This is a genomic window from Nitratidesulfovibrio oxamicus, assembly GCF_015731765.1.
In the GTDB taxonomy this organism is placed as follows: Bacteria; Desulfobacterota; Desulfovibrionia; order Desulfovibrionales; family Desulfovibrionaceae; genus Cupidesulfovibrio; species Cupidesulfovibrio oxamicus.
Map to the genome: position 1 here is coordinate 1 of NZ_VRYY01000273.1, position 3471 is coordinate 3471.

Sequence of the window (3471 nt, forward strand, 5' to 3'; positions counted from 1 at the left end):
CGTGGAGGGCAGCCGTACCAGCCGCAGCCGGTGCAACCGCACGGCCCGCCACAGGCGTTCCGGCGCGGAGCGCCCGTTGCGGCGGGGGCCGGGTGCGCCGTTTCCGGCGCTGTCTGCGTCCGATGGTGGCGTACCGCCATCCTGTGGGTGCGTGCTATCGTCCATGCGTGGCTCCGGCGAACTGCGGCGGCGCGTCATCAGCCGCTCCGCATGGCTACGATAGACGCGCGCGGGGTCAAGAGCAACGGGCGTGGGACAACCGTTGTCGGGCAACGGTTGCGTGGCCGTGTCTGTTGCCCGGTCCCGTGGGCCTGACCGAACCGGAATCCTGCCCCGCCCCTATTCCCTTTTCCAATCCTTGATCCGCAAATCCACAGACGCCGCGCCGTTGTAGCGGTCGATACGCGGAGTGTAGGCCAGGCGCACCCGTGTGCCGCGCAGGCTGTCCGGAAACTGGCCGGACTGACGCCACGCCTTGGCCCGCAGGGTGATGCCGCAGCTCTCGTCGGTCAGTTGCAGTTCCACATGGTCGCGCGTGGGGCCAAAGCGGCGCAGGTCGCGCACCAGCACCGGCGGCGAAGCGAACACCGGCTCGGCGTTGCCCGTGCCGAACGGCTGGAGCATTTCCAGTTCCTTCAGCAGGGTGAAGTCGCCCGCCAGGGCAAAGCCCAGTTCGCCGTCCAGCTTCAGGCGCGGGGTGAGCGGGTTGTCGCCCAGTTCCGCCCGCACCACGGCGTCGAAACGGTCGCGCAGGGTATCCACGTGGCTGGCGGCCATGCTCATGCCCGCCGCCTGATGGTGCCCCCCGAACGAGGTGAACAGGTCGGCGCAGCGGGACAGCCCGGCGTGCAGGTCGAATTCCGCCACCGAACGGCCCGACCCCTTCATGGATTCGCCGTCGCGGCTCAGGATCAGCGTGGGCCGGTAGAATTCGTCCACGATGCGCGAGGCCACGATGCCGATGACGCCGGGGTGCCAGTCCTCGCCGTGCAGCACAAGGCCCATGCGATCCAGTTGCCCTTCGGCCTGTTTTTTCGCGGCGTCCAGGATGCGGTCTTCCTCTGCCCGGCGGCGGGCGTTTTCCGCGTCCAGTTCCTGCGCAAGTCCTGCCGCCTCGGCGTGGTCGTCGGTCAGCAGCAGTTGCAGGGCCAGTTCCGCCTTGCCCATGCGCCCTGCCGCGTTGATGCGCGGCGCAAGGCCGAACACCACCTGCCCCGCGCCGATGGCCGCCGTGGGGTTGTACCCGCTCACGGTCTTCAGCGCGGCCATGCCGGGGCGCCGGGCCTCCGCTATCTTCAGCAGGCCGTTCTTGACCAGAATGCGGTTCTGCCCGTGCAGGTTCACCACGTCGGCCAGGGTGCCCAACGCCACCAGGTCGAGAAAGTCGCGCATGTCGGCCTTCTTGCCGGTGCGCTCGGCCAGGGCCGCGTTTACCGCCGCCATGACCAGAAAGCTGACCCCCACCCCGGCCAGGGCCGGGCACGGGCATTCCGCCAGGCGCGGGTTGCAGATGGCGTGGGCATCGGGCAGGCCCTCGGGCGGCATGTGGTGGTCGGACACCACCACCGTCATGCCCAGTTCGCGCGCCCGGCGCACCGGCTCCACGTCCGAGATGCCGCAGTCCACGGTCAGCAGCAGGCGCACGCCCTGCTCCGCCAGTCGTTCCACCCAGGCCACGTTCAGGCCGTAGCCTTCCTCTCGCCGGTCCGGGATGTGGTGCGCCGCCGCGATGCCGTGATGGGCCAACACGCCCTTGACCAGCGCCGTGGAGGTCACCCCGTCCACGTCATAATCGCCCCACACGGCAAAAGGCAGCCCGGCCAGCAGCCCCTCCGTCAGGGTGCCGGCAGCCTGCTCCAGCCCCGGCCATTCGTCCAGCGGGGCCAGGTGCCGCAGGTTGGGCGAAAGATACAGGGCCATGTCGTCCACGGACCCCACCCCGCGCCGCCACAGCAGGCGCACGATGAGTTCCGATACTTCCAGCCGCTCTGCCCATGCCGCGAACGGCGGCGCTGCCGCCTCCGGCTCCGGGCGGAATATCCAATTGCGGGTCACACATGCTCCGGGAAAAAAGACTGTGAAAAAGAAAAAAGATCAGGAAAGAACATCGTTGCAATAGGCGCTGGCCAGCCCGTCGCAGCCCGCGCGATGCCGAGGGCTTTCTCCAAGGCAGGATTTTCGTTTGCTGGCGAGAAGAACGAGCCTGCCGCGAGGGGGTGCCTCAGCCGTCAGGTGAACGAAGAGAACTCTACGGCTGGCGTCCGCAAAGCGCCTCGGCCGTCGGGCGAGCTTGCGAGCCTTATGGATGGGCACCGCAGCACTGTGGCGGGCGGAGTTCAACCTCGTTGTGCGCGATGGCCGTAGGGCTCGCAATCTCGCCCCAAAGCCACGCTTCGCGCCCTTCGGGCCGGACGCCTGCGGGGGAAAAGACAATCCGCGGAAAGCCCTCACGCCAGCTGCGACACGAACTGCCCTATCCGCTCGCCTTCGAGCAGGGTTTCGATTTCCGACATGAACGCCGTCACGTCAACCCCAAGCGAGTGGGCAGCGTCGGCCAGCCCCTGCGGAATCAGCAAATCGGCGGGCAATCCGTCCGGCAGGATGCCGGGCAGGCCGTCCGCACCCTTTTCCGCCAGCCGTTCGCGCAGGTGCAGCGTGGCGTCGGACACATGCACCACCAGTGCGGCGCGCTGATGTTCGCCCGCCAGATGCGGGGCGTGGTGCCAGTTGATGGGTTCCGTCAGGGCCATGGGCAGATCCCAGAACGACAGCAGGCGCGCCCCCACCACTCCGTGGTCCAGTCCCAGCAACAGTTCCTCGGCCTCGGAATCCATGAGATTCTCGTCCCTGGCAATCTGACGGATGGCCGCCCAGTCTTTCGGGCGGTAGGCGGCGATGAGCAACTTGCCAAGGTCGTGCAGCAGCCCGGCGGTGTAGCAGGCTTCCGCATCGCAGCCCGGCACCCGGCGGGCCAGCAGGCGGCACCCTGCGGCCACGGAAAGCTGATGCCCCCAGTATTCGCGCAGATCGAACGCGGCGGGCAGGCGAGAACGGTCGATCATGCGCGAAACGCCCAGCGCCAGCACCAGCGCGCGTATTTCGGCCATGCCCAGAACGGCAACGGCCCGCTGGACGGAGGTTACCTCCGATTGCAGGCCGTAATAGGCGGAATTGGCAAGAGACAGCACGCGGGTGGCAAGCCCCTGCGCCTTATTGACCACCCCGGCCACGGCGGAAAGGGGGGCCAGGGAGTCGTCGCGGGTGGAATCGAACAGTTCGCGCAGCAGGCCGGGGTCGTAGGGCAGTTCCGGCGGGCGGCGCAACAGATCATCCAGCAGCGCCTGGGCCGCGTCCAGACCGCCAGTTCCACCGGTTCCGACGGGCAGGGCAGGGTCTGGGGGTACGCCGCCCCCCGCGCCGCTGGCGGGGCTCACGACCCGCCTCCGCCCGTGGCGTCGGCTGCCGGTGCCT

General features: G+C 68.6%; 2 protein-coding genes. Both read right to left on the reverse strand.

Translation table 11 applies throughout. The features are described 5' to 3' along the window. Positions 1 to 339: 339 nt before the first annotated feature. On the reverse strand, positions 340 to 2055 hold the full coding sequence (gene recJ / locus FVW20_RS10100; RefSeq protein WP_196609331.1) for a single-stranded-DNA-specific exonuclease RecJ: 1716 nt from the start codon (positions 2053 to 2055) through the stop codon (positions 340 to 342). 392 nt (positions 2056 to 2447) lie between these two features. Further along, positions 2448 to 3434, reverse strand: a complete 987-nt coding sequence (locus tag FVW20_RS10105) for an HDOD domain-containing protein (protein WP_196609333.1) — start codon at positions 3432 to 3434, stop codon at positions 2448 to 2450. Between the last annotated feature and the right edge of the window lie 37 nt (positions 3435 to 3471).